The sequence below is a fragment of the Sneathiella chinensis genome (assembly GCF_012720115.1).
Taxonomy (GTDB): Bacteria; Pseudomonadota; Alphaproteobacteria; order Sneathiellales; family Sneathiellaceae; genus Sneathiella; species Sneathiella chinensis.
This window is the reverse complement of sequence record NZ_VNWN01000007.1, coordinates 375,152-401,190: the sequence shown is the minus strand read 5'-3', so window position 1 is coordinate 401,190 and position 26,039 is coordinate 375,152. Positions and strand designations below refer to the sequence as shown.

23 protein-coding genes are annotated in these 26,039 nt (G+C 58.6%); 6 read left to right on the top strand and 17 right to left on the bottom strand.

Going from position 1 to position 26,039, the window contains the following annotated elements; translation table 11 throughout:
• Window positions 1-16 precede the first annotated feature (16 nt).
• Window positions 17-1,492: an aldehyde dehydrogenase family protein gene (locus FQB27_RS14345; protein WP_169561737.1), complete on the bottom strand. Its 1,476-nt coding sequence runs from the start codon at window positions 1,490-1,492 to the stop codon at window positions 17-19.
• A 199-nt stretch (window positions 1,493-1,691) separates the two neighbouring features.
• On the opposite strand from FQB27_RS14345, the gene FQB27_RS14340 reads away from it, so the two are divergent.
• Window positions 1,692-2,981, top strand: a complete 1,290-nt coding sequence (locus FQB27_RS14340) for an adenylate/guanylate cyclase domain-containing protein (protein ID WP_169561736.1) — start codon at window positions 1,692-1,694, stop codon at window positions 2,979-2,981.
• Window positions 2,982-3,004: 23 nt separating this feature from the next.
• On the opposite strand, the gene FQB27_RS14335 is transcribed toward FQB27_RS14340, so the two are convergent.
• The gene (locus FQB27_RS14335; RefSeq protein ID WP_169561735.1) at window positions 3,005-3,736 is read right to left on the bottom strand and encodes a GGDEF domain-containing protein; all 732 of its coding nucleotides are present in this window, start codon (window positions 3,734-3,736) and stop codon (window positions 3,005-3,007) included.
• Window positions 3,737-4,030: 294 nt separating this feature from the next.
• Here FQB27_RS14335 and FQB27_RS14330 point away from each other — a divergent pair, with 294 nt between their 5' ends.
• The 3 genes from FQB27_RS14330 (at window position 4,031) to FQB27_RS14320 (ending at window position 7,307) form a co-directional block, all read left to right on the top strand.
• The gene (locus FQB27_RS14330) at window positions 4,031-4,897 is read left to right on the top strand and encodes an EipB family protein (protein WP_169561734.1); all 867 of its coding nucleotides are present in this window, start codon (window positions 4,031-4,033) and stop codon (window positions 4,895-4,897) included.
• 62 nt (window positions 4,898-4,959) lie between these two features.
• Window positions 4,960-6,210, top strand: coding sequence for a YjgN family protein (locus FQB27_RS14325; RefSeq protein WP_169561733.1), 1,251 nt, complete (start codon window positions 4,960-4,962; stop codon window positions 6,208-6,210).
• A complete protein-coding gene (locus FQB27_RS14320) occupies window positions 6,210-7,307 on the top strand; it encodes a M48 family metallopeptidase (RefSeq protein WP_169561732.1) in 1,098 nt (365 codons plus the stop codon). The genes FQB27_RS14325 and FQB27_RS14320 overlap by 1 nt, the downstream gene beginning before the upstream one ends.
• A 10-nt stretch (window positions 7,308-7,317) precedes the next feature.
• Here the strand turns inward: FQB27_RS14320 and FQB27_RS14315 are convergent, their stop codons facing one another.
• From FQB27_RS14315 to FQB27_RS14300, 4 genes are read right to left on the bottom strand one after another with little or no spacing between them, the layout of a single operon-like run.
• Complete coding sequence (locus FQB27_RS14315) at window positions 7,318-8,610, bottom strand: DNA polymerase IV (protein ID WP_169561731.1); 1,293 nt, start codon at window positions 8,608-8,610, stop codon at window positions 7,318-7,320.
• A 14-nt stretch (window positions 8,611-8,624) separates the two neighbouring features.
• Window positions 8,625-9,530 (bottom strand): ROK family protein, encoded by a 906-nt coding sequence (locus FQB27_RS14310; RefSeq protein WP_169561730.1) that lies wholly within the window; start codon window positions 9,528-9,530, stop codon window positions 8,625-8,627.
• Window positions 9,531-9,532: 2 nt separating this feature from the next.
• A complete protein-coding gene (locus tag FQB27_RS14305) occupies window positions 9,533-10,204 on the bottom strand; it encodes an HAD family hydrolase (RefSeq protein WP_169561729.1) in 672 nt (223 codons plus the stop codon).
• A gap of 16 nt (window positions 10,205-10,220) precedes the next feature.
• The gene (locus tag FQB27_RS14300) at window positions 10,221-10,496 is read right to left on the bottom strand and encodes a DUF3572 domain-containing protein (RefSeq protein WP_169561728.1); all 276 of its coding nucleotides are present in this window, start codon (window positions 10,494-10,496) and stop codon (window positions 10,221-10,223) included.
• A gap of 200 nt (window positions 10,497-10,696) precedes the next feature.
• On the opposite strand from FQB27_RS14300, the gene FQB27_RS14295 reads away from it, so the two are divergent.
• Together FQB27_RS14295 and FQB27_RS14290 are read left to right on the top strand one after the other, a co-directional pair.
• Window positions 10,697-11,074, top strand: coding sequence for a response regulator (locus tag FQB27_RS14295; RefSeq protein WP_169561727.1), 378 nt, complete (start codon window positions 10,697-10,699; stop codon window positions 11,072-11,074).
• A 3-nt stretch (window positions 11,075-11,077) separates the two neighbouring features.
• A complete protein-coding gene (locus FQB27_RS14290; protein WP_169561726.1) occupies window positions 11,078-12,451 on the top strand; it encodes a PleD family two-component system response regulator in 1,374 nt (457 codons plus the stop codon).
• A gap of 195 nt (window positions 12,452-12,646) precedes the next feature.
• On the opposite strand, the gene rpmG is transcribed toward FQB27_RS14290, so the two are convergent.
• The 11 genes from rpmG to FQB27_RS14235 form a co-directional block, all read right to left on the bottom strand.
• On the bottom strand, window positions 12,647-12,814 hold the full coding sequence (gene rpmG / locus FQB27_RS14285) for a 50S ribosomal protein L33 (RefSeq protein WP_025899811.1): 168 nt from the start codon (window positions 12,812-12,814) through the stop codon (window positions 12,647-12,649).
• Window positions 12,815-12,914: 100 nt separating this feature from the next.
• On the bottom strand, window positions 12,915-14,093 hold the full coding sequence (locus FQB27_RS14280; RefSeq protein WP_169561725.1) for an MFS transporter: 1,179 nt from the start codon (window positions 14,091-14,093) through the stop codon (window positions 12,915-12,917).
• A 6-nt stretch (window positions 14,094-14,099) separates the two neighbouring features.
• Window positions 14,100-14,732, bottom strand: a complete 633-nt coding sequence (locus FQB27_RS14275) for an NUDIX hydrolase (RefSeq protein WP_169561724.1) — start codon at window positions 14,730-14,732, stop codon at window positions 14,100-14,102.
• Entirely contained in the window at window positions 14,729-15,448 is a 720-nt protein-coding gene (locus FQB27_RS14270; RefSeq protein ID WP_169561723.1) for an NUDIX hydrolase, read from the bottom strand. The genes FQB27_RS14275 and FQB27_RS14270 overlap by 4 nt, the downstream gene beginning before the upstream one ends.
• 188 nt (window positions 15,449-15,636) lie before the next feature.
• Window positions 15,637-16,044 (bottom strand): DUF983 domain-containing protein, encoded by a 408-nt coding sequence (locus FQB27_RS14265; protein WP_169561722.1) that lies wholly within the window; start codon window positions 16,042-16,044, stop codon window positions 15,637-15,639.
• A gap of 138 nt (window positions 16,045-16,182) precedes the next feature.
• Complete coding sequence (gene rnr, locus FQB27_RS14260; RefSeq protein WP_169561721.1) at window positions 16,183-18,492, bottom strand: ribonuclease R; 2,310 nt, start codon at window positions 18,490-18,492, stop codon at window positions 16,183-16,185.
• A gap of 29 nt (window positions 18,493-18,521) precedes the next feature.
• A complete protein-coding gene (gene topA, locus FQB27_RS14255; protein WP_169561720.1) occupies window positions 18,522-21,239 on the bottom strand; it encodes a type I DNA topoisomerase in 2,718 nt (905 codons plus the stop codon).
• A gap of 68 nt (window positions 21,240-21,307) precedes the next feature.
• Window positions 21,308-22,429 carry a DNA-processing protein DprA gene (gene dprA / locus FQB27_RS14250; protein ID WP_169561719.1) on the bottom strand — a complete coding sequence of 374 codons (1,122 nt, stop codon included), beginning with the start codon at window positions 22,427-22,429 and terminating at the stop codon, window positions 21,308-21,310.
• A 626-nt stretch (window positions 22,430-23,055) separates the two neighbouring features.
• Complete coding sequence (gene plsY, locus FQB27_RS14245) at window positions 23,056-23,700, bottom strand: glycerol-3-phosphate 1-O-acyltransferase PlsY (protein WP_169561718.1); 645 nt, start codon at window positions 23,698-23,700, stop codon at window positions 23,056-23,058.
• Between the two features lie 43 nt (window positions 23,701-23,743).
• On the bottom strand, window positions 23,744-25,039 hold the full coding sequence (pyrC, locus tag FQB27_RS14240) for a dihydroorotase (protein WP_169561717.1): 1,296 nt from the start codon (window positions 25,037-25,039) through the stop codon (window positions 23,744-23,746).
• Entirely contained in the window at window positions 25,036-25,983 is a 948-nt protein-coding gene (locus tag FQB27_RS14235) for an aspartate carbamoyltransferase catalytic subunit (protein ID WP_169561716.1), read from the bottom strand. Before FQB27_RS14235 ends, pyrC begins: the two co-directional genes overlap by 4 nt.
• Window positions 25,984-26,039: the final 56 nt, after the last annotated feature.

Here is a 26,039-nt window from a genome sequence, read left to right as displayed (position 1 = left end):
TATGGGGCGGTTTGGATCAACCGCCCGGGCGACCGCCGCCGCCGTCTGTAATGCGAATGCCTACATTCTTCGTTTGGACGTAATTAAGCAAGGCTTCTTGTCCTTTTTCACGGCCATAGCCGGATCGCTTTGTCCCGCCAAACGGGGTTTCGATACCCCCCGCAAACCATTCATTGACGAAAACCTGCCCGGCCACAAGGCGGTCCGCAGCCCAATGGGCCGTGGCCAGATCGCGGGTATAGACCCCGGCGCAAAGGCCATAATCGGTGCCGTTGGCAATGGTGAGGGCTTCTTCCGGGTCGTCATAGGTCAGGATCGAGAGGACCGGCCCGAAGACTTCCTCGCGGGCGATGGTCATGTCCGGGGTCAGGTTGGTGAAGACGGTCGGCTTGATGAAGTGACCGGCCATGCCTTCCGCCCGTCCGCCGCCGGTTGCGGCTTCCGCACCGGCCTGAAGGGCGGCCAGACACATGCCGTCGATCTTGTCGGCTTGCGGACCCGAGATCACAGGCGTGATGTTGTGTTCCTCGATGCCGGGGCCAATGGACAGGGACGCCACCTTGGCCACCAGTTTCTCGATCACCTGATCATGCAGGGAGGTGGGCACGATCAGCCGGGACTGGGCTGAACAAACCTGACCGGCATTGCTGAAGATACCGGCCGCTGAGGAATTGATGGCCTGATCCACATCGGCGTCCTTGAACAGGATGCCGGCGGATTTTCCGCCAAGTTCCATAACGCAAGGCAGGACCCGTTCCGCCGCCGCCCGAAGGATGCTCTGTCCGGTTTTCAGTGAACCGGTGAAAACGATGTGATCCACATCCGGGTGGGCGGAAAGATAGGCGCCGCAATCATGGCCGAATCCGCACAGGATGTTGACCGCCCCCTTTGGAACACCGGCCCGGTGACAGGCCTCGGCGATGAAATAGGTGGACAGCGGTGACAGTTCCGGGGATTTCAGGACCACAGTGTTGGCCGTCGCAAGGGCGCAGGCCACGGACCGGGCGGCAATCTGAAGGGGGAAGTTCCACGGAACGATCTGGGCGGAAACCCCGAACGGGGAGGGGATCGTGTAATCCACATAATCCGCACCCAGCGGGATCATCCGGCCTTCCAGTTTATCGGCAAGGCCGCCGTAATAGGTGAAGTAACGCGCCGCCGCGAGGGCCTCGTTGCGGCCGCCTGTCAGGGTCTTGCCGTTGTCGAGGCATTCCGCAAGGGCAATCTCGTCCGCCATTTCGGTCAGGTGGCGGGCAATTTCGAACATCAGGATGCCCCGGTTGGTCGGGCGCATGTTGTACAGCTCGCGCGAGTTGTAGCAGCGCCGGGCGGCCGCAACGGCCAGATCCACATCGGCCTGTGTGGCGCGGGCGACATCGGCGATATGTTCAGCCGTTGCCGGGTTCTCGATGGCAATACGCTCACCGTCCACACCGTCAACCCACTGACCGTCGATATAGTTCTGCCAGTATTTCTTTAACTCTTGAGCCATTGTTTCCTCTTTATCCGGGTGGTTTGCCTTACCCGTTTGCGCCGTCCAGGCCCGAACCATGTGCCGGGCTACCTCCAGGACCTGTTTATATTGTTTGATATCGAACAGTTTTTATTTGATGCTCGTGCTCTGTCAAGCCTTCTAATCACCTGTGTTGTTACTATATGCTTTTAGGCGAGTGACTGGTAGTGAGGTGGTAATGGGTTCGCAGACGATCAAGACTGAACAGGAATGTAAGCACCTGCCTGCACAAACCCCGGAAGAGGAATTCTTTGACTGGCTGATGGAAGCGGGTCTTTCCGGTCTGCCCCTTGCGGATCTTCTGGCCCAGTTTTGCGAGCGTCTTGAGGCGCTGGATGTGCGGATACAGCGGGCCAATATCGCGCTGAGTGCCATTCATCCGCAGGTCAGTGCCTTCATGTATACGTGGCGCAAGTCGGAAGGAACGGTCCTCAGTACCAATATCCTGCATTCGGACGAGCCGGGGGAGGGTTGGTTCGCCAGTCCGTTCTTCTACATGCTGTCCAACAACACTTATTTCCTGCACCGCCCGCTGCAAAAAGACAGTGATCTTGATTTCCCTGTTCTGGTGGAATTCCGGGACGAGGGGCTGACCGACTGGTTCGCCCGGATTTTCGATTTTGGCTGGAGCCACGAAAATCTTCTTCCCGAGAACGCCACAGGCCTGATCACCTCGTGGGCGACCTGCAAGCCCGGTGGCTTTACCGAGCGTGATTTTGCTCTGCTGGGCAAGGCCGTTCCATTGCTGGGGCTGGCTATCAAGGGGATTGCCTCTTTCGATATGGCGGAAACCGTGCTGCAAACCTATGTGGGGCGGGGAACGTCCCGCAAGGTGCTGTCCGGGAATATCCAGCGGGGCGCCGCCGACAGCATCGACGCAGTGCTGGTCTTTGCCGACCTTCGGGGGTTTACGGTGTTGTCGGACCGGATCAACCAGTCCGATATCATGTTTACCCTGGATGAGTATCTGGAGCGCATGGCCGATCCCATTGAGCGGGCGGGCGGCGAGATTCTGAAATTCATGGGGGATGGCATGCTGGCCACGTTCCCCATGCGGCCGGACGAGGAGGAGGATATCTGCCGGACGGCCCTGTTATCGGCGATTGAAATGCTGTCCCGGATCAAGGAACTTAATCTGGAGCGTCAGGCGAAGGGGCTGCTCAGTATGGAACTGGACGTGGCCCTGCATGTGGGCGAGGTGATGTACGGCAATGTAGGGTCCCAGACCCGGCTGGATTTCACCGTGGTCGGTTCCGCCGTGAACGAGGTCAGCCGCATGGAAAGCCTGTGTGATGCGCTGGGGCGGGATTTTGTGATTTCCGGTGAGTTTGCCCGGCGGGCCAGAACCTGCACGGAAATCCTGCAGCCGCTGGGCCACCATGTCTTGCGCGGTGTGGAGAAACCGAAGGAGCTGTTCGGGCTTTCCCCCCAAGCGGCCTTGCTGATTGAGGCGCATACCTGCCTTTAATCCGGCAGGTCGGGGCAGGGCCCCTATTGCAGGGCGCGGGCCGCACCTGCCTGACGGCGTTCTCTCTTGTTCTTGTACATGCTCAGGTCCGCTGCCCGCAGGACACGGTCATAGCTGCTGTCCCTGTCAAAGGCGGCAAGGCCCATGCTGACGGACAGGGGGGTGTCGCCATCACGAAGCTGGACGGTGCTGTCACACAGGGTTTCCTGAATTTGCCGGGCGCGATTGAAGCCGTCCTTCTGGTTGGCATTGGTCAGGACAAACACAAACTCGTCCCCGCCAAGACGGGCGATGAAGTCCGTATCGCGCAGGTTTGCCGCCAGAACCTCGGCGATTTTCTGCAGCATCTTGTCGCCGGCATCATGGCCAAAGGTATCGTTGATCTGCTTGAACCGGTCGATATCCAGAAAGGCGACAATGCCTTCGTTCCCGTGGCGGCGGGCAAGGGAAATCTCGCGGTCGAGAAATTCTTTCAGGGAGCGACGGTTGTGCAGACCGGTCAATTCATCCGTTGAGGACAGGTTCTCCAGTTCGCGAATGCGGGCCTGTTGTTCGAAGATGTGCTGTTCGGCACTGGCCGCATAGGCAAGCACACGGTTGATCAACGCCCAGTGGTTGGCCTCTCCTTCCGGACGATGCCTGTCATTATTCTTCAGGCCGTCGGCAAGATCCTCAAGATATTTGGTGATATCCCCGCCATTCTGAACAGATGTTTTAATGTCCAATGCCGCTGCGACAGAAAATGTTGCTGACATATAAACCACTCCTTGATCTCGTCGTCCGGGCTTCGCCCGTCCTGATTACCGTTTTCATAAAGGCTTTTCTCGCCTCGACCCCATACAAGCAAGGAGTGTGCCATTTTCGGTTAGGCCAAATTTGCCATTAAAAACAACCGCCTTTAACAGCCGGGTGGGAGGGCGGATAGGTTGTTTATGGTCGCAAGGGGGAAAAAAGTTCCGGGTGCAGGACAGGAATTTCCGAATGGGTAAAATTTTATCAAACCGCCAGAGTTTCAGCTTCACACGGGCGGGACAGAGGTTTATTACTGGATGATTATAAAAACAGCCCAACTGAAACGCAGCGTTGATTTGATGACAGACAAGATCGCCTACCGACTTTCCATACTTTTTTCCCTGTTCGGCCTGTTTGCGGTGGTGGCACCCGCTTTATCCCATGCAGGGGGTGTGGCGCTGGCCTCTCATCGGGCGGTCTATGATCTGACCCTGAAGGAATTCCACCGCGACGGGGGGATCGAGGATGTGCGCGGCCGGATCGTCATGGAGGTAGAGAATTCCTGTGAAGGGGTGCTGATGAACCAGCGGATGCTGGTGGAACTGCTGAATATCAGTGGGGACAGCATGACATCAGATTATCACCTGTCCACCTGGGAGGATCGGGCCGGTCAGTTGATGCGCTTCACCATGTCCAATGTGCTGAATGGCCGGACCATCGAGAATTACGATGGTGTGGCAAACTTGGGATCCGCAGGGGGCAGTGTCACCTTTTCCGAAGACGGGGCGGACCGCCTTGACCTGCCCGAAGGGGTGATCTTTCCGACGGGGCATACCCGGGAAATCCTGAAATCGGCAAAGGCCGGGAAAAACCTTCTTTCCGCCAAAATCTATGACGGGAACGGGGTCAATGGCCTGTTCGATACCCTGACCGTGATCGGCAAGAGCGGAAAAAGCGACAGCACCCTTCTGAAGGACAGGGATATGGGCAATTTGCCCTACTGGCCGGTGCAGATGTCCTATTTTGATCTCAGCGCCCAAAGCAACGAGCCGGAGTTTGAGGTGGGTTTGAAAATGTTTGAAAATGGTGTGGCCAGCGACCTTGTCCTGAAATACGAGGATTTCTCCCTGAACGGCAGTCTGGTTCAACTGGATATATTGGATACTGCCGGTTGTGGAAATTGACAATTCGTGAATGCCCCGGTAGTTAAAAAGAACTTTCCAACCTGCCGGATCAAGGGGCTAAAATGTATCAGGGACAGGACCAATCGGGCGAGGCTGGTGGCCTGCCGTGGCAAAACACATCCAGAGGGCAAGAGGCCAATTCCCCCTTTCTGGAATTTGATTGCAGAATAGCGCCCGTAGTGGGCCGTATTTACAAGAACAAGTTGCTGGGCATTGTGACCCTCGGGTTTTACCGGTTCTGGGGAAAGACGCATTTGCGCCGTCTTTTGTGGAACGGCACCCGGTTGGGCGAGGACCGGCTGGAATATCACGGCACGGGTAAGGAACTGTTTATCGGGTTCCTGATTGCCCTTGTGATCCTGACACCCCTTTTGTTTGTGGTGGGTGTGGTGTCATCGGTGCTGGCCCTGACCGCACCGGCGCTGGAAATCATCGGAAGCCTGCTGAATTTTGCGGTTCTGTTCGCCTTCTGGCAGTTCGCCCGCTACCGTCTGTGGCGCTACCGGCTGAGCCGGACCTCATGGCGATCCATCCGCTTCTATCTTGAGGGCAAGGGGCTTCGGTTCATGGGCATTTCCCTGCTGTGGACGCTGGCCAGCCTGTTCAGCCTCGGACTGCTTTATCCGGTCCTGCGCCAGAAGCTGCTGGACTATCAGATCAATAACACGGTGTTCGGCGACCAGAATTTTCGCTTCACCGGGACGGCTGGCGGCATGTTCAAGACCTATCTGCCGTTCATCCTGTCCAATGCCTTCCTGTTGTCGGGGGCGATCCTGTATTTCGTGTTCTATTCGCCCGTCACCTTTTCCGATCTTGGGGGCGGCGAAATGGCCAGCTATGAACAGACTGCTGCGACCGGCGAATTCTCCCTGATCCTTATGGGGGTTGCACTGCTGTCCATGATTTTCATGGTCATGGGCAGGGTGCATGAAATCCGGTTCATGGCGGCCAACATGTCCTTTGGCGAGGCCCGGTTCCGTTCCGAACTGCCGGTATCCCGGGTACTGCTGGTCTTTATCATCATGGGGGTGCTGACCATTGTGGCCTATGGGGCGCTTTTCATGCTGCTGCCGCAGCTTATGATTGCGGACCCGATCATGATGATTGTCCTTGTTCTGGTGTTCTTTGTGGTCATTTACCTGCTGTTTGATGTGCTGAAAACGGTGTTTCTGGTAATGCCGCTGATGCGTCTGTTCTGCCGGACCCTGTATATCACCGACATCTCGTCCTTCGAGACGGTCGCTGCCCGGTCCGGCGAGTCGCCGCGCTACGGCGAAGGTCTGGCCGATGCGCTGGATGTGGGGGCCTTCTGATGGGGCTTGCAACAGGACGTCTGTTTGATGGGCGGAGTGCCGGGGCCGTGTCCGTCTCGGTCTATATCCGGGCGAATGAACTGGTGATCGAGGATGAAGCCGGGACGCCTGTCGGAGTCTGGTCTCTGGATGAACTGCGGGATGTCAGTCCGGTCCCGTCAAAGATCGAAATCTCCCTCTCTTTCGGGGAGGAAGACCCGGCCCGCCTGACCATTGGGGATGCCGGTTTCATTGCCGATATTCGGCGCCAATGTCAGACCCTGAACAAGCGTCGCCCCCTGCAGGCTGGCTGGTGGAAGCCCTATGCCATCTGGATTGGCGGGGGCGCGGCATCGGTTGCGGTCCTGTTTGTCTTCGTCTTGCCATTTCTGGCAACGGTGGTGGCCAACATGCTGTCAGACGATACACGGGATCGGATCGGCCGTGAAACCAAGGACTATATCATCAAGACGTTTGCACGGGACAAGTCCCCGGACAAGGCCATTTGTGAAGGCACCGCCGGACAGGCCGCGCTTGAAGGGCTGGTCGCAAGGCTTGCCTCGGCCGAGGCCGGGACATCCACACCGATCACCCTGACGGTTGTGAAAAGCAAGGTGCCCAACGCGCTGGCCCTGCCGGGCGGGCATATGGTGATTTTCTCGGAAATGATTGACCACGCCGACCGCCCGGACGCACTGGCCGGGGTTTTGGCCCATGAAATCGCCCATATCCGCGAGAAGCACCCGATCAACCTGTTCGTGACCAATGTGGGCATTGCAACGGTGTTCAGTCTGGTGCTGGGGGATATCAGCGGCGGTACGATCATCGCCGGTGTGGGGCAGATGGCGGTCGGGGCCGCCTATACCCGTGATTTTGAACGCGAGGCGGACAGCCTTGCCACCCGCATCATGACGGAATGGCAGTATGACATGTCGGCCATGATCCCGCTGCTGCGCAGTCTGGAGCCGAAAGCCCGATTCATGCATGTACCGATCTTTGCCACCCATCCGGGGATGGAGGAGCGGATAGAAAAGATTGAGGCGGCGGGGAATACGGGGGCCGGACCTGCCCTTGGGGCCGATGAATGGGCCGCCGTCAAGGCCATGTGCGGCGCCTGACGCCGGGCGCCTATTTTTTACGGGGGAGGCTGCGGCCCTTGCCGATGGCCTCCGTCCCGAATTTCTGACGGACCTGATCGATCGCGCTTTCAATGGTTTTGCGCTTGCCGCTGTCCCGGTCCAGCAGGTCGGGGGCGTCGGCGTCTTCCCGCTTGCCAAAGCTGCTGACCCCGATCCCGATCAGGCGGAACTTTTTATTAACCGCCTCTTTTTCCAAAACCGGTTTAACAAGTTGATACAGGGTTTCAGCCAGTTGCGTTGGCCGGGGCAGGGTGTGGCTGCGGGTCAGGGTTTTGAAATCGCCGGTTTTCAGCTTCAGGGTAATGGTGCTTCCGGCTTTGTCTGACGCTTTCAGGCGGGCCGAGACTTTTTCACAGAGCGGCCAGAGCCGGGCGAGCAGGATGTCCATATCGGATGTATCGGTGGCAAAGGTGGTCTCCGCCGAGATGCTTTTGGCTTTTTGCCGCGGAGTGACCCGGCGCTTGTCCTGCCCGCGGGACAGGTGAAAAAGCTGGCTGCCCATCTGGCCATAGCGGGCGACAAGGTCTCGTTCTTCCCGGTGTTGAAGCTGTCCGATGGTGGAAATGCCATCCCGCGCCAGCTTTTGGTTCAGGGCCTTGCCCACCCCCCAGATGTCGCTGACGGGGCGGGGGGCGAGAAACTTCACGGCCTCCTGTCGGCCAATCACGGCAAAGCCGTCCGGCTTGTCCAGATCGGAGGCCAGCTTGGCCAGATACTTGTTGTAGCTGAGCCCTACGGAAACCGTGATGCCGATGGTTTTGCGAATTTCCGCCGCCAGCCACATCATGGATTGGGCCGGGCTGCGGCCATGCAGCTTTTCCGTGCCGGACAGGTCCAGATAGGCCTCGTCAAGGGATAAGGGTTCAATAGACGGGGTCAGTTTCTGAAATAGGGTATGGATGGCCTTGCTGACCTCGGAATAGACGGCCATGCGGGGCGTGACGATGACCCCGTCCGGGCAGAGCTTCTTGGCCTTGTACAAGGGCATGGCGGAGCGGACACCGGACATGCGGGCGATATAGCAGCAGGTGCTGACCACGCTGCGGGGCGCGTCATAGGCCATGATGACAGGCTTGCTGAGAAGTTCGGGATTGTCCCGCTTTTCGACTGCCGCGTAAAAGGCATCACAATCCATATGGGCAATGCTGAGGTCCAGCAGTTCGGGATGGCGGACAAGGCGCGGAGACCGGCAGGCGGGACACCGATGCAGGCGCACCGGTTCCCCGTCCGGGGTGGTCTTTTCCGGGATGACCCTGAAACAGGTTCGGCAAAGCGTGGTCATGGCGGGCCTGCCGGTTATGCCGCCGGGGGCCACAGCCATGCCGCCCCGCGAACGCCGGAACTGTCGCCGTGGCGGGCCTTCACAAAGGGGGTGTCGATCCCGTCGGAAAAGGCATATTCCTGCCACAGGCGGGGGACATTCTCGTAAATCCGGTCCAGATTGGACAGGCCGCCCCCACAAACGATGATCTCCGGGTCCAGAATGTTGATCACATGGGCCAGCGCCTTGGCCAACCGCCGCTCATAACTGGCGAGGGTCCGCTCTGCGGCGGCATCCTGCTCCTGTTCGGCAAGGCGGACAATTTCGGCGGGGGTGGGGCCGCCCGACCCGACCGCATCGTGGGAGGCGCTGAGCCCCGGCCCGGACAGAAAGGTTTCAATACATCCCTTCTTGCCGCAATAGCAGTCCGGCCCCGGTCGTTCATTCTGGTTGGCCCAGGGCAGGGGGCTGTGACCCCATTCACCGGCGATGGCGTTTCTGCCGGTCAGAACCCGGCCATGCACCACAATGCCGCCGCCAACCCCGGTCCCAAGAATGATCCCAAAGACACTTTCCCGGCCCGCCCCGGCGCCGTCCGTGGCTTCGGACAGGGCAAAACAGTTGGCGTCATTGGCCAACCGCACGGGCCGCGCCAGACGTTCGGACAGGTCCGTTTCAAAGGGGTGGCCGATCAGTTCGGTGGTGTTGGCGTTCTTGACTAGTCCGGTACGGGGGGACAGGGTGCCGGGGATGCCGACCCCAACGGTCCCGGTCTGTCCGGTTTCCTGTTCGGTCAGCTGGACCAGAGCGGCGATGTTGTCCACGATGTCGGCATAACACCCGCGCGGGGTGCTGTTGCGGGTGCGGAAAAGCGCATCCCCGTCCTGCCCAAGGGCAATGACCTCTGTTTTTGTGCCGCCAAGATCAACACCAATGCGCATGATCAGCCCTTTTCCAGTGTGCTGAAAATGTGGGTCTGGATATCGGGCCAGCTTTCCAGTCGCACATGGCAATGCTCGGCGGGGCCAAGCAGGGCGGACAGGCGCGGGTCGGCGATATAATGCAGCCGGTTGACAGGCGCGGCATGTTTGCTGACGGACTGGTGGTTATGAGGGATGTCATCAATGAAGAAGGCCGGCCTTGTGACATGGTCTGTCATGTGTTTCACGACCCGCCCCTTGGGACCGACATTGGCGATCAGGGGGAAATCCATTCCGTTCTCGATCAGGCTCGTGCGCCTTTTGTCGGCATATTTTGGCGGCACATTGCTGAGCACGACAATCTGGGCATGGTTGGACAGGGTTGCCAGATGCTCCGCTGCGCCTTCCACCGCCGGAAGACTGTGGCACTGGCGATCGAAAAAGTCGTTGATCAGGTGGCCGATGGCCTCAGCCTCAAGCGGGATCTGGGTGTCCTTGCGGCGGATGTTGCCATGCAGGGCAAAGGACGACCAGTCGAAATACAGCCCTTCTTCCTCAAGGTAGCTTTCCAGCCCGACCATGAAGTTGAACAGGACCTCATCCGCGTCGGTGATGATCAGCGGTCGGTCGGGGTCCAGACGCAGGGACTTCAATTGTTCCTGTACGTCTTTGTGAATTTGTTCGTCTTGGGACACGGTGGTGCAACTCCTGTCAGTAATCCTGCACGGCGCCGGGGAACAGGGGGCGAATCCGGGCAGGCATGTCGGGGGCGATTTCATATTGTTCGCAGAAATCGACAAGGATATCTTCATGGTTGAGCAGGAAATCAAGTGTACCGCCGAAAACTTCGGGATTGGCGGGCAGTTCCGTCAGGTCCCCTGCGGTGATGCCGGTTTCGTTCATCAACCAGTTCAATTTTTTTTCGTCGCTCACCAGATAGGTGATTGCCTGCAGGCAGATAATATCGGCAAGGTCTTGATTTTTCATGTTTTTCCTGAATTTGTCCATTATGGCGATAGTAACAGAATATTAAATATATTTAGGGAGAATTGTCTGGCTAGGCTCACTATTATCATAAATGGAGCGTTTTTCTGTAGAAAGGTATTCAGGAAACTCTATTGTGGGTCACACGGTGTTGCCGGGGTGCGGAATGCCAAGCGCATCACCAGGGGAAGGACAACCGAGGAATGGAAACGGTGTCAAAGAAAAAGGTACTCATTGTTGAAGACAATGAACTGAACATGAAGTTGTTTCATGATCTGTTGGATGCGCACGGGTACGAAACCCTTCAGACCAAGGACGGGATGGAGGCGCTGTCTCTGGCGCGGGAGCATAACCCGGATTTGATCCTGATGGATATCCAGTTGCCGGAAGTCTCCGGGCTGGAGGTGACCAAATGGATCAAGGAGGATGAGAATCTGAAATCCATCCCGGTGGTTGCCGTGACGGCGTTCGCCATGAAGGGGGACGAGGAAAAGATTCGTGAAGGTGGCTGCGAAGCCTATGTGGCCAAGCCCATCTCCGTTGAGAATTTCCTGAAAACCGTGCGTGATTTCCTAGATTAAGATATGTCTGCTCGTATTCTTGTCGTCGATGATGTCATTCCCAACGTAAAGATTCTGGAAGCCAAGCTCTCTGTTGAATATTACGACGTCATTACTGCGTATAATGGTCCAGATGCCCTTGTCCTTGCCGAGGAAGAGTCACCTGACCTGATCCTGCTGGATGTGATGATGCCGCAGATGGACGGGTTTGAGGTCTGTCAGCGGCTGAAAAAGAACCCGGTGACAGCGCATATCCCCGTGGTCATGGTGACCGCCCTCAGCGAGACGGCGGACCGGGTGCAGGGCCTTGAAGCCGGGGCTGATGATTTCCTGACCAAGCCGGTGGATGATGTGGCGCTGTTTGCGCGTGTGAAATCCCTACTGCGCCTCAAGATGATGATGGATGAGTTTCGCCTGCGGGAAGCCACCAGTCAGGATCTGGGTGTAATCAGCCCGGAAGACGGTCCGGGGTCGCTGAACCAGAAGGGTCGCATTCTTGCCATTGATGATAACAATTTTTCCGCCCAGCAGCTTCGCGCCGTCTATGAGGAAAAATATGATGTGACCATCGAGGGCGACATGGAGGAAGCCCTTGTGCTGGCCCGCGGCGGCGATTTCGATCTGGCCGTGATCAGCATGAACTGTACGGGTTTTGATCCGCTTCGCCTGTGTTCCCGGATTCGCACGCTGGAGGAAACCCGGCAGTTGCCCATTCTGACGCTGGTGGACGATTCGGATACGGAGCGTCTTGTGAAGGGGCTCGAATTGGGGGTGAATGATTATGTCATGCGCCCCATCGACAATAACGAACTGGCCGTCCGCACCCGGACGCAGGTGCTGCGCAAGCAGTATCAGGACCGGTTGCGTCACAATTATCACCGCAGCATGGAACTGGCCGTAACGGACGCCCTGACGGGGCTGTATAACCGCCGCTACATGACCAATCACCTGAACACGCTGTTGTCCAAGGCAGGCGCCGATTACCGGCCTGTGTCGCTTCTGATCATGGATATCGACTATTTCAAGAAGGTCAACGATACCCACGGTCATGATGTGGGCGATGATGTGCTGAAGCAGTTTTCCAGCCGGATCGGGAAGAGTGTTCGCGGAATCGATCTTGCCTGCCGCTTTGGCGGGGAGGAATTCGTCGTTGTCATGCCGGATACGGATCTGGCGGTGGCAACCGGTGTGGCGGAACGTCTGCGCCGCGAAGTGGCAGGACAGCCTTTCTCCGTCTCGCAAGGGACGCTGGAGCTGGATATCACCTGTTCCATCGGTGTGACCATGTCCCAACCCAACGAACAGAGCGATACGCTTCTCAAGCGGGCCGATGAAGCCCTCTATCAGGCCAAGCGTGACGGCCGTAACCGGGTTGTGACCAACAGCGCCCCGGCCTGAGGCAAAAGCCACCTTTCCTGATTATTCCTGCCATCCCTGTTTCTGCGATCGCTGCCTGCTGGCTGCTGTCGCCGGGACAGGTGCGTTCTTTTCCGGGGAGCCGGGCAGGGGGCTGATGCGGATGTTGCGCCGGGATGCAGGCATAAAAAAAGCCGCGCCAGAGGCGCAGCTTTTTTAATTCAGAAACCAAAAACCTTATTTGATTTTTGCTTCCTTGAATTCCACATGCTTGCGAGCGACCGGGTCATATTTGCGCATGACCATCTTCTCAGTCAGCGTACGCGGGTTCTTCTTGGTTACATAGTAGAAACCGGTACCGGCAGTGCTCACCAGCTTGATCTTCAATGTGGTCGGCTTAGCCATTTGAGATACTCCGTCTTTCGCCTGCCACATTGCAGGTGAATTGATAATTGAAGCCCGGAAAATACGGATTTATTCGCCTAAGTCAAGCGTTGTCGCACATTTATTCGCGATTTTCCGCAATGACCGCCAGCTTGAGTTTGTTTCGGACCTGTTGAAAGGTCACAAGCACGAAAATAGCACAGATAACAGCAAAAGTAAGCGGCATTCCGTGCGGCTCATAGACTTTCATGGCAACCCCCGCAGAGGCAGGCCCGATCAGGCTGCCAAGGCCCCAGAGAACCCCTACAGCGGCGTTGGCGGTGATCAGTTCGGCGCCCTTGAACTGCTGTCCCATCAGGACCAGCGCCAGCGTATAAGTTCCCACAACAGCGCCGCCCCAGAAGATGAGCATGGGCCATAAGAGAAGCGGGATATTGATGAGAAAGGGCAGGGACAGGGTTCCGGCCAATCCCAGCAGGCCGCAAACCAGAATCATCACCTCCCGGCTGGTCCTGTCGGCAATCCAGCCAATGGGGAATTGCAGCAGGATATTCCCGGCCAGCAGAACACTGGCCATCAGAACGGAAATTTCCGGTGTCAGGCCGTTCTTGACCCCGTATACCGGCAGCAGGGTGAGAATCGATCCGTCAAAGAAGGCAACCAGCAGGGCCGCCGCACAGATCATGGGGGCCATCTTCATGAAAGTGAAGATGGAAAAGCCGCTGTGGCCGGAAAGGTTGGGATAATTCCCCCGGGTATAGAGAAAGAAGAAACCGGCGGTCGAGATAATGGCGGCGGACACAAAGAACGGGAAATTCCCCTCCGCCCCCAGAAGATTGACCAGCACCGGCCCGATGGCAAACCCGCAGGTCATGGAGGAAATATAGATGGCCACCGTGCGGCCCCGTTTCTTTTCCTCGGCCACCTGATTGAGCCAGGTTTCACTGACTAGAAACAGAACCGCCATGGCCAGCCCGATCAGCAGGCGAAGCAGGAACCAGAATGCCAGATTGTCCCAGATCCCCAGGCCGACAATGGACAGGCAGCACAGCCCGAGAGACGCCCACAAAATCTTGCCGGTTCCGAAGATACGGGTGAGGGCCGGAATGAAGGGAGAGGCCAGCAGGAACGACAGGGCCGGAAGGGCCCCCATGATGCCGATTACATCGCTGCCAATACCCCGCAGTTCCAGTTTAAGCGATACTAGGGGGATGGTCAGGCTGAGGGACATGGACATGGCCGTTACGGCCGCAATGATGGCCACAATGGCCCGCCGCCTCAATACCGCTTCTGTTGTCAATTGGGCCTACTTTTCTCTGCGAACGCTGGGGACACCGTTCCTGTAGGTATACAGCTGAACGGGGTCGGAAAGACTGACCTTATTTGACAGGATAGAGACCAGTTCTTCAAGGACAAACTCGGTCACGTCCACAAGGGGCATGGCCAGCGCCTCGTCCAGCGGGAACCACCTGAGGTCGATTAACTCCCCCGAGCCGCCAAGGTCGCCCGTGATATGGGCCGCATCCACGGTCAGGAACCGGGTGTTGAAGCGGATCGGATTGCCCGCCGGCGTGATGGCCCGGACGATGTAATCCAGATTGGACAGGTCGGGCTGCAGGATGTTGTCCTCGCACTTGCCGATGACCAGACCGGTTTCCTCAAAGGTTTCGCGAACGGCGGCAACGCCAAGACCGTGGGCCATGTCACCGGGTGTGGAAAGCTGGTTGCTGACCGGGGTTCTGAGCGGGGACAGGCAGCCGGTGGTCAGGTCTTCCGGGTCAACACGTCCCCCCGGAAAGACATACACATCGGGCAGAAAGCGGTGCCCCTTGGCCCGCTTCCCCATCAGAACGGAGACATTGTCCCCGTTCCGTTCATAGATTAAAAGACTGGCCGCATCCCGTGGGCGCGCCGGTGTGGTGGGGGAAAAACTGTTCATTCTGTTGTAAAAATCCGTTTTCCGCCAACCATCTTGAACAGTTGCACCGGCCGTTCCGGAGACGGGGCCGGACGGGCCTTCAGATAGTCGCCCACCTGTTTGAGAATATATTCGGTGATTTGCGGAATGTTGAGGTCAAGGGCCTCATCCAGGGTGACCCATTTCATGTCCAGCAATTCGCCGGAACCATCCAGACGGCCGGTGATGTCCGTTCCGTCGGCGACGAAGAAACGGGTGTTGAACCGTTTTTTGCGCATGGGCGGTGTCACTGCACGGGCGATATAGTCAAGGCGGGACAGGTCCGGGCCGCAAGTCTGGGTGCCGAAGTCGTTCCACACCGACACTTTCGAGCGGTAGGGCCGGTCAAACGAGGCGGACAGCAGCAGGCCCGTTTCCTCGAAGGTTTCGCGAATGGCAGCCATGGCAAGGGCGCGGGCACGGGCCGGGCTACATCCGCCGCGGCAAAGGCGCATCAGCACATCATCGCGCAGGTCCCTTGCAGGTTTTACGCGCGAGTCGGCCGGATCGACACGGCCGCCCGGAAACACATAGGTGTTGGGCATGAAGCTGTGCTTGCCGCTCCGCTCTCCCATGAGGATTTCGGTGCGGGGGCCTTGCTGGCGGTAAATGATGATGGAGGCGGCGTCTTTCGGACGCGGGGCTTTGGAGCCATCAACGCGGTTTTCCGCGATTGTTCTTTTTTTGTTGTCGCTCATTATACTCAATCCTTTTCTTACCCCCCTAAAGTGCCATGGTTGAGGGGAACAAGTCTAGACCCAGAACAGGCAAAAGCGCCGACCATGGTGCAAATGCGGACGGGCGCTGCCGGGCAGGCGACCAGAAGCCCACTGTCAGAAGCAGACAGGAATGCGGGCGCGAGGTGGCCGTAGAGGAGAGTAAGGGGTCAGTCTATCTGCTGGGCGGAATAGCCATCCGTATCGCCGCTGAAGCCGTGCATGCCGCGGGCCCATTGCAGGCCGATCAGCGCCCCCTTGATATGGGGCAGCAGCCAGACGGCAAACAGGCAGGACAGGGGCAGCCAGATCACCAACTGAACCCACATGGCCGGGCTGAAGGCTTTTTCCACGGTCAGGATGCCGGAAACCACAAAGTGAAGAACGATGAACATGGTGAAATAGGGAGGAGCATCGTCAGCCCGCTGGTGGAACAGTTCCAGTCCGCAGGACGGACAGGTATGGTTCACCTTGATATAGCCACTAAAAATCTTGCCATTGCCGCAGCCGGGGCATTTCCCCAACAAGCCACGCAGCATGGCCTTTTTCATGTTTCTATCCGCAGGAGAGGAAGTCATGGTCACCTGTTCTTTCGCACGATCGAATAGACGATGCTACCATGCAAGGTGACCATTTATGCAACCAAATAGCCGGGTTGCGACACTCTGCCGCACATATTACGGAAAGTGAAATCAATTATAGGTAAAGAAGTAATATTACTTCCGTGCTTTTTTCCGTTTTTCGCCTTTCGGGGTGGTCCGCTTCCTCTTTTTCGGGCCGAATCCCGGCTTTCCGCCGCCGCGAGCGGATTTCTTCTGGGTGGTGGTCCGGCCCCGCCGGTGCTTCTTCGCATCGAACGCGGAGCCGCCATTTCCATCCTCGATGGAGACAATGGTGCTGCCGGTTACGATATCCACTTCCCGCAGTTGCACGGCCAGCCTGTCGGCAAGGCGATAGACAACGCCGGTTCTCTCGCCGATCAGGCGATGGCGATCCTCGTCATACATGAAAAAGTCGTGACCGAGGGTGGAAATGGGGGCAAGGGCATCGGCCCCGGAATCATCGAGGGTCAGGAACAGGCCTGCCCGCGTTACGCCGGTCACCTTGGCCTGGAATACCGCGCCCACCTGATTGGCCAGAAAGACAGCGGTAAAGCGGTCAAGGGTCTGGCGTTCGGCCACCATGGCGCGCCGTTCCAACCCGGATATTTTCTCGCCGATTTCGGACATGGCCTCTTCTTCTTCGGGGCGCAGGCCATCCTTGCCGAAATGCAGCGCGGAAATCAGGCTGCGATGAACAAGCAGGTCGGCATAGCGCCGGATCGGCGATGTGAAATGGGCATAGTTTTTCAGATGCAGCCCGAAATGGTGCAGGTTTTCCGGGCTGTAGACCGCCTGTGCCTGAGACCGCAGGATCAGGGAACTGATCAGTTCCTTGTCGGTTTCAGATTGGGCCTTGGCCAGAATGTTGTTGAAGGTCGCGGTCCGCAGAACCTGTCCCTTGGCGAAACTGATATCCATGTCGGCGAGGATTTCCCGCAGGCCTTCCAGTTTTTCCCGGTCCGGTTCCTCATGAACACGGAACATGCAGGGGCGGCGCTTTTCAATCAGGGTTTCCGCCGCAGACACGTTCGCCTGAATCATGAATTCTTCAATCATCATGTGGGCGGCAAAGCGGGTCTTCTTGTGCACGGCCTTGATGAAACCGTCCTCGTTCAGTTCGATCTTGCGTTCCGGCAGGTCCAGATCAAGGGGCTGCCGCCGATCCCGGGCTTTTTTCAGGGCGTAATAGGCACCGAACAGGGGCTTGATGATGCCCTCTGTCAGGGGGGCGGTCATTTCGTCGGGATGGCCGTCATAGGCGTTTTGCGCCTGGGTATAGGTGAGCGAGGCCTTGCTGCGGATCATGGCCCGCATGAAGCGGTGCCGCAGCTTGTTGCCGTCCGCATCGAACCACATATGCACGGCCATGACGGGCCGATCCACATCATCGTGCAGTGAGCACAGATCGCTGGACAGTTCATGCGGCAGCATGGGGACCACGCGATCCGGGAAATAGACCGAGTTGCCGCGGGTCCGTGCCTCGCGGTCGAGGGCGGAGCCATAGGTCACATAATGGGCCACATCGGCAATGGCGACCAGCACCTGCCAGCCGCCCTTGTTGGCGGGATCGTCATCGGGCGCCGCCCAGACGGCATCATCCCGGTCCCGGGCATCGGCCGGGTCAATGGTGACAATGGGCCAGTCGCGAATGTCGGTCCGCTCGCCAAGGTCGACAGGTTGCGCCTTCTCCGCCTCGGCAATGGCCTTGTCGCTGAATTCGTGCGGCAGGCCGTGGGCGTGGATGGCAATCAGGCTGATGGAGCGGGAATCCCCCATGGCCCCCAGCCGTTCGGTGATCTTGCCTTCGGGCAGGCCCATCTGGCGGCCGGGAAGGAGTTCGCAAATCACCACATCGCCGGAATTGGCACCAAGGGAATTTTCCTTGCGGACCACCACCTCTTTTTTGATCTTGCGATCGGTGGGTTGCACGCGGCCATCTTCACCGACCTGCGTGTAAACCCCAAGAAGCGGGCCGGTCGCGGTTTTCAGGTGACGGATAATGCGGGCGGTATAGGTCCCATCCTTCTGTTTCGAAAGACGGGCAAGGATGCGATCCCCCTTGCCGGGGGCCGCTGTCCGTCGGGACGGCGCCTGTTCCACATAAATGGTCGGCGGCGGGCTGTCATGATCCCAGTGGGTGGGGGTTGCCAGAACGTCCCCGTCCGGGTCCAGATTACTGATTTCCAGTACCGCCACTCCGGGCAGGCTACCGGGGACCGACAGTTCCCGTTTCCGGCCCAGATCGAACGAGCCTTCGCCCACCAGTTCCTTCAGGATCTTCTTGAGATAGATTCGGTCGGCTCCCCGAATGTTGAAGGCACGCGCAATCTCCCGTTTTCCAACGGGGGTGTCACTGCTTTCGATAAAGGCCTTTACCTGCTCCTTGGTGGGCAGGGGCGGCGGGGTCTTCGGGTGCTTGTCCAAAATATATCTTTTCCAAATGTCCGGTCCGGTCAGGCGTCACTGCCGGACGCGGATTTGCTGGCAGCGGCTTTCTTGGCCGGAGCTTTTTTCGCGGTGGTCTTGCTGGCCGCCGGCTTTTTGGCTGCGGTTGTTTTCTTGGCTGCGGGCTTTTTGGCCGGGGCCTTCTTGGCAGGCGCTTTCTTGGCCGCGGTTGTCTTCTTCGCAGCGGTCTTGCCAGCCAGTTTCGGCTTCTTGCCCGACTTCGCAGCCCGTTCCGCCAGAAGGGTAACCGCGTCCTCCAGCGTGATGGTCATGGGATCGGATGTCTTGGGAATGGTCGCATTGATCCCGCCATGGGTCACATAGGGGCCATAGCGTCCATCCTTGACATTGATGTCGGCACCATCTTCCGGGTGGGCCCCCACAACCCGAAGGGGCGGGGCTGCCCGTCCGGCACCGCCGCGGGTCTTGGCGCTGGCCAGAAGTTCCACGGCGCGGTTCATGCCCACGGTCAGGACTTCCATGCCACTGGTCAGGCGACCATATTTCTTGTCGCATTCCACATAGGGGCCATAGCGCCCGAGACCGGCGGTAATCATGGAACCGCTTTCCGGGTGCGGGCCGATCTGTCGGGGCAGGGCCATCAGTTGAACGGCGATTTCAAAATCAACATCCTCAAGCGGGATGTCTTTCGGGATGGAAACCCGCTTGGGTTTTTTCTTCGGTTCGGCCTCGCCCAGTTGCAGATACGGGCCATAGGGGCCCTTCCGCAGGGTGATCATCAGGCCGGTATCCGGATCAAGGCCAAGCTCCTTTGGCCCATCATCAATTTCAGAGCTGCCGTCATCGTCACCGGATGTGCCCAGCTGACGGGTGTAGCGGCATTCCGGGTAATTGGTGCAGCCGATAAAGGCGCCAAAACGACCGGTTTTCAGGCCAAGGCGGCCCTCGTCACATTTCGGGCAGGCACGCGGGTCGGTTCCGTCCTCGCGGGGCGGGAAGACATGGGGGCCCAGAACCCGGTTCAGTTCTTCCAGCACATCGGTGATGCGCAATTCGGACGTGCCTTCGACGGCAATGCTGAAATCGTTCCAGAAATCCCTCAAGACCTGTTTCCAGTCCACCTTGGCGTCAGAAATATCGTCCAGCCGTTCTTCAAGCTGGGCGGTGAAATCATATTCCACATAGCGCGTGAAGAAAGAGGACAGGAAGGCGGTAACCAACTGGCCCTTGTCTTCCGGGATAAAGCGTTTCTGGTCCAGCTTGACATATTCCCGGTCCTGCAGAACCGAGATGATGGACGCATAGGTGGACGGACGGCCAATCCCCAGTTCTTCCAGCTTCTTGACGAGGCTGGCTTCGGAATAGCGGGGGGCCGGTTCGGTGAAGTGCTGGTCCTCGCGGACATCCTCGGTGGTGACAGCTTCCCCTTCCTTGACGGCGGGCAGGCGCTTGCCATCCTTCTCATCGTCGGCGTCGTCCTGACCTTCTTCATAGAGTTTCAGGAAGCCGGCGAAGCGGACCACACTGCCCGTGGCGCGGAGGATATTGCCCGTTCCATCCGTGAAATCGATGGTGGTGCGCTCCAACTGGGCGCTTTCCATCTGGCTGGCGACGGTCCGTTTCCAGATCAGTTCATACAGGCGCAGATGTTCCTGATCAAGGAACCGGGCCATTTCTTTCGGCGTCCGGGACAGGTCGGTGGGGCGAATGGCCTCGTGCGCTTCCTGGGCGTTTTTGGATTTTGTCTTGTACATGCGCGGCGAGGCGGGCACGTATTCCTCGCCATATTCCTTGGCGATGACATCGCGGCAGCCGTGAATGGCTTCCATCGCAAGGCTGACACCGTCCGTACGCATATAGGTGATCAGACCGGTGGTCTCGCCGCCGATATCGAACCCTTCATACAGCTTTTGTGCCACCATCATGGTCCGCTTGGCGCCAAATCCCAACTTGCGGGAGGCTTCCTGCTGCAGGGTCGATGTGGTGAACGGCATGGCCGGGTTGCGGCGTGCGGGTTTCTTGGTCACCGTGTCCACGCTGAAGGAACCGGCGCGGACCTTGTCGGCAATGGCCTTGGTCACGTCCGCGTTCGGCATGGAGAATTTTTCCAGCTTCTGCCCCTCAGCATGGGTGAGGCGGGCGGTAATGCTGCTGCCTTTCCCGGTCAGGAAGTCGGCATCGATTGTCCAGTATTCCTCGGGCTTGAAAGCCTCGATTTCCAGTTCCCGTTCGCAAATCAGGCGAAGCGCGACCGATTGCACGCGGCCGGCGGATTTGGCACCGGGCAGTTTGCGCCACAATACGGGCGACAGGGTGAAGCCGACCAGATAGTCAAGGGCGCGTCGGGCCTGCTGCGCATTCACAAGGTTCATGTCCAATTCACGCGGATTGGCAATCCCGTCCAGCACGGCCTTTTTCGTGATTTCGTTGAAAACCACGCGGCTGACCTTGGTGTCCTTGATCTTTTTCTTATCCTCCATCACCTTCAGCACGTGCCAGGCAATGGCCTCTCCCTCGCGATCCGGGTCAGTGGCAAGATACAGGTTTTCCGCGCCATTAAGAGCGTCCGCTATGGCCTTGATATGCTTGGCGGATTTCGCGTCATTCTGATAGTCCATCGCGAAGTCTTCTTCCGGCTTCACCGATCCATCCTTTGATGGCAGGTCGCGGATATGACCATAGGACGCCAGAACCGTGAAGTCCTTGCCCAGATATTTGTTGATCGTCTTCGCTTTTGCCGGAGATTCCACGACAACTACATTCATCGAAACACCACAGTCTTTCTTTGTTTGCCTGCCTCGGCATGTTGGACATTCGTCCAAATATAGAGAGGCTACCGCGTTAAGGAAACCCTGTTTCCAAAATGGCGTTCTAGTCCGCCTGCCAGTTCCAGTTCAAGCAAAATCGTTAAAATTGTGGAAGGGGACTGATCTGAGAGGCGGATCAACTCATCAATACTGATGGGCACCGGGGAGAGAAGTTCGAGGATGCGGGGGCGGGCCTCAGACAGGGTTTTTTCGGCCGGAGAGGGGGCCGGGGCAAGGGCGTGAAGGGGGGCATCCGGTTCGGCAAGGGCAGGCCCGCGACCGGTTGCAAGTTCGGCCATGATGTCGTCCACACTTTCTGCAAGAAGGGCGCCGTTACGGATCAGGTTGTTGGTGCCCCGCGCCCGCGGATCCATGGGCGAGCCGGGAACGGCAAACACGTCGCGCCCCTGTTCTGCGGCAAACCGCGCCGTGATCAGAGAGCCGGAGCGGGGCGTGGCCTCCATCACCAGAATGGCGCGGGACAGGCCGGAGATGATCCGGTTGCGGCGGGGAAAGTGGCGGGCCTGCGGCGTGGTGCCAAAGGGTTGTTCAGCCACAAGGCATCCCTGTTCGGCAATCTGCTGTTGCAGGGCCGCGTTCTCGCGGGGGTATGTCACATCGATCCCGCCGCCAAGGACGGCCACCGTCCCCCCCGCAAGCGATGCCTGATGGGCCGCACTGTCAATGCCCCGCGCCAGACCCGAGGCGATGATCAATCCCCGGTTCGATAATCCGGCGGCGAATTGCGCCGTCAGCTTCAGGGCCACGGCAGACGCATTGCGGGAGCCGACAATGCCAAGGGTCTCGCGGGTCAGAAGGTGGGGGGGCCCTTTGACACTGATCAGGGGCGGCGGATCGGAAATTTCTTTCAGAAGGGGCGGATAACCAGGTTCCGAGGCCCCGATCATGCGGCCGCCAAAATCAACAAGGGCGCGGGCCTCCTGAACGGCCTGTTGTTTCGGGCAGACCCGGATTGGTTTCTTTCGGCCGCCGTTTCGCGCCAGTTCAGGCAGCGCCTTCAAGGCCTCACCCGCCGAACCATACCGCCCGAGAAGATGATAAAAGGTCACCGGGCCGACATTTTCCGACCGGATCAGGCGCAGCCAGTCCAGCTTTTCCGATGATGAGAGTTCCTGTGTCGCAAGCATTTGAAAAATGTGAACAAAGAATTTTCACCCGTCAATTGAAAAATAAATAATATTTTACAAGTTATGCGCTAATTTCCGGTGCCGTCTTCAGGGCATTTCGGGGACAGATCAAACAACTGCGACAGCAGGCGCCTGCACCAGCAGGGCCGGGGCGCAGGCGAAGACGGTGCAGAAGGAGGCGCGGGAAAAGGTGGCGGTGACAGCGACGGCGATAAAGAGGAAGACGCACCCGCCGATACGGGGAGAGGGGGTGCGGATTGTGTTTCCGGGGCCGCCGAAGATATCACAGATGGCGTTGAGATTGCGGGGCGCGCGGCGGCTGGGGGTGAGGCTGCGGGGCGGCTTGGGGCTTGGTTGCGCTTGGACGGGCGGCGGCGATTGTCATTGCGATGCTGATGGCAACAGGTGCGCATTTTTGACGGGGGCGGCATTCTGGCGGTCAGGGCCAGCACCTGATCAATGAAATGCAGTTTCGCTTGATGGTCCAGAAGGACAAGGCGTTTGACGCCCACACAGTAATTGTGCGCTGGACTGTTGCTGGGCATGGGGGCACTCCACAAGCGAGTTTCGCAGGGGATGTGGTGTCGGTTGTTCCGTTTTTCAATAAAACAACCGACGATCCAGCCTTATTTCTTGCCGATCCGGGGTTCCTTGCCGGTCAGCAGGCGGGCAATATTTTCATGATGGCGAATAAAGATCAGAACCGCCATGAAGGCAGCGAACTGAATGCGCTGAACATCCCCGTAATAGATATCGCCGATCGGGTAATCCATCAGCAGATAAATATAGAGCGGGGACAGGGCCGCCGCCAACAGCGCGGACAGGGACGAGATGCGGAACAGCAGGGCCGAGGCCAGCCATGTCAGCGCAACGGCAAGACCCGCTGGCCAAGATGCGGCCAGCATGACCCCGATAAAGGTGGCAACGCCCTTGCCGCCCTTGAATTTCAGCCAGACCGGGAACAGGTGCCCCAGAAACGCCCCGCCGCCTGCCAGAACCGCATAATCCTGTGTCAGGTAGGCGTTGGCCAGCAGGACGACAACCGCGCCCTTGCCCCCATCCAGAAGAAGGGTGGCGAGGGCCAGCCCCTTGTTTCCGGTCCGCAGCACATTGGTCGCCCCGATATTGCCGGAGCCGATTTTGCGCACATCGCCCAGTCCGGCCAGTTTCGTCAGCACCAGACCAAACGGAATGGAGCCGATCAGGTAGCCGACAATCGCGGCCATGAAAAACGGCCAGGTAAAGCTGAGGTCGCCAAGGGGTTCAGGCATGGTTTGACTTTCTGTGGTTCAAGCTACGGCTATCGATCTGTCGTTATCGTTCAAATACAGTCCTGCCACCGACCAGCGTTTTTACAACGCGGCCCTGCAGCAGATGACCATCAAAGGCCGTATTCTTGGACTTTGATTGCAACTGTGTGCCATCAACTTGCCATGGTTTTTCCAGATCGAAAAGACAAAGGTCCGCAGGCTTGCCCTTTTCAAGGCGTCCGGCATCGATCCCCAGCAGGCGGGCCGGGGCAATGGTCATGGTCCGCAGCAGGTCCAGCAATCCCACATCCCCATTGTGATAGAGACGCAGGCTGACCGGCAACATGGTTTCCAGTCCGATGACACCGGGTTTCGCCTGGGCAAAGGGAACGCGCTTGCTGTCGGCGCTTTGCGGCAGATGCTGGGACGAGATCACATCGATGGTTCCGTCCTTGATGGCCTCGACAACCGCCATGCGGTCCTCTTCCTCCCGCAGCGGCGGAGAGACGCGGGCGAAGGTCCGGTATTCCCCGACTTCCAGATCATTGAGGGCATGATAGTGCGGGGCGGTGCCCGCCGTGACCTTCAACTGTTCGTCCTTGGCCCGGCGAATGGAATTGAGGGCGTCAGCCGTGCTGAGATGGGCGGCGTGCCAGGTGGCACCGGTCATGGCAACCAGCCGGATATCCCGCTCGACCAGAATGGCTTCGGCGCAGGAAGGGATGGATTTCAGACCCATGAAAGTGGCGGTCCGTCCGGCGGTCATGACACCGCCGCGGGCCAGCGACGGTTCTTCCGCATGGACGATGACCGGCAGGCCGAACATGGTGGAATAGGACAGGGCCCGGCGCATGAGATTGATATTCCCAACCGCCATCTGACCGTCACTGAAGGCGACAACGCCCGCTTCGGCAAGCAGGCCAAACTCGGCCATTTCCTCGCCCAGCAGGCCTTTTGACAGGGCGCCGGTCACCACCACATTTACCGGGCAGGTTTCGCGGGCGCGGCGGGCCACAAGCTCCACAAGGGCGGCCTCGTCGATCACCGGTTCCGTGGCCGGAAAGGCATTGATGGTCGTAACACCGCCTGCCGCTGCGGCAAGGCCGGCGGTGGCCATGGTTTCGCGATGTTCCTTGCCCGGCTCACACAGATAGGCATGGGCATCCACAAGGCCGGGGCTGAGGCAAAAACCGTTGCAGTCTTCAAAGGAGGCCCCGTCCGGCAGGGTGTCGGCGGTGATGTGCGGCCCGAAATCGGCCACCAGACCGTCTCGGATCAGCAGGCCGCCCCGCACATCAAGGTCGGTTGCCGGGTCCAGAAGACGGGCATTCAGAAGGGCGTGGGGATGTGTCCGGGTCATGACCGGGCTCCTTGTGTCAGAAGGTCCAGACAGGCCATGCGGACGGCCACGCCCATTTCCACCTGTTCGGAAATTGCACTGATATTCAGGTCGTCGGCAATTTCACTGTCAATTTCCACACCCCGGTTCATGGGGCCGGGATGCATGATCAGCGCATCAGGCTTGGCCACTTTCAGCTTTTCCTTGTCCAGCCCGAACAGGTTGAAATATTCGCGAATGGACGGAACGAAAGCGCCCTGCATCCGTTCGGTCTGCAGGCGCAGCATCATGACAATGTCCGCATCCTTCAGGCCTTCCTTCATGGAATGATAGACCTCCGCCCCCAGTTTGCGGGCGTTGGACGGCAGCAGGGTTGTTGGGCCGACCAGCCGGACGCGGGCGCCCATGATGTTCAGCAGGGCAATGTTGGACCGGGCCACACGGCTGTGCAGGATGTCGCCGCAAATGGCAACGGTCAGGCCTTCCAGCCGTCCCTTGCGGTTGCGGATGGTCAGGGCGTCCAGCAGGGCCTGTGTGGGGTGTTCATGACTGCCATCGCCGGCGTTGATCACGGCGCAGTCCACTTTCTGGGCCAGCAGGTGCGGGGCGCCGGAATCGGAATGGCGGATCACCAGCACATCGGGGTGCATGGCGTTCAGCGTCATGGCCGTATCAATCAGGGTTTCCCCCTTCTTGACCGAACTGGAACTCACGGACATGTTGATGACATCCGCGCCGAGCCGAAGACCGGCCGCCTCAAAGGATGTCCGTGTACGTGTGGAGTTCTCGAAGAAAAGATTGATCTGGGTGAAGCCGTGCAAGAGCGACAGCTTCTTGTCCCGGCCACGGGATTTGTTCACATAGCCTTCTGCAACATCCAGCAGCAGCGTAATATCCTGCGCGGAAAGCCGGGCGATATCCAGAAGGTCCCTGTGGGCAAATCGTGATTTGTCTAGCTGTGTCATCAAAAGGAAAGTGTATAGCCATCATCCCGGCTTGGGGCAAGTGTCTGATTGCCCGG